The organism is Aerococcus sp. L_32 (assembly GCF_050689315.1).
In genome coordinates this window covers 1-836 of record NZ_JBOEQF010000800.1, presented here as the reverse complement: position 1 = coordinate 836, position 836 = coordinate 1, and the positions used below count along the sequence as shown (strand labels likewise).

Here is an 836-nt window from a genome sequence, read left to right as displayed (position 1 = left end):
TCGCATATCTGGTCCAGTCACTTTTAAACCAATTAAGGCAAAAGAACCTATCAACATTAACCCCATGATAGAGAAAAATCTACCTTTTGATTTAATAATTGATTTTCGAATATCCTTCCATAACATTTTCTTTTTCATGTTTATTTGTCACCTACCATTCGATATCTGAGATATTTTCAGGTGAATCATTTACTTCAATGGATTCCACTGTAGCATTACGCATGTGAATAACTCTATCAGCAATAGGTGCAATGGCAGCATTATGTGTCACGATAACTACAGTGGCACCATTCTTGCGACTCATATCTTGTAGGATTTGTAAGACTTGTTTACCTGTTTCAAAGTCTAAAGCACCTGTTGGCTCGTCACATAGTAAGATTTTTGGTTTTTTAGCAACCGCTCTAGCGATAGAAACGCGTTGTTGCTCACCACCGGATAATTGTGCAGGGAAGTTATTGATTCTCTCACCTAAACCTACACCCTCTAATACCTCGATAGGATCACTCGCATCTTTAACTATTTCAGAAGCCAACTCTACATTCTCCTTAGAAGTCAAGTTAGGCACTAAATTATAAAATTGAAATACGAAGCCTACATCTTCTCGGCGGTATTTTGTTAATTGCTTTTTGTTATAAGTAGAGATGTCATTGCCATCAATGATGACTTGACCTTCATCATTTGTGTCCATGCCTCCCAGAATGTTTAGCATGGTAGATTTTCCGGCACCGGATGACCCTAAAATAATGGCTAATTCACCTTTTTCAATTGAAAAATTTACATCATTATTCGCAGTGATGACATTATCACCCATTTTATAATGTTTAGAACTATTAATT

1 protein-coding gene and 1 pseudogene are annotated in these 836 nt (G+C 36.4%); both read right to left on the bottom strand.

Annotated elements, in window-relative coordinates; all coding sequences use genetic code 11:
- Positions 1-138: pseudogene (locus ACRCJ0_RS16575) on the bottom strand (ABC transporter permease); the annotation flags it as partial.
- 13 nt (positions 139-151) lie between these two features.
- On the bottom strand, positions 152-835 hold the full coding sequence (locus ACRCJ0_RS16570; protein ID WP_431391257.1) for an ABC transporter ATP-binding protein: 684 nt from the start codon (positions 833-835) through the stop codon (positions 152-154).
- Position 836 lies beyond the last annotated feature (1 nt).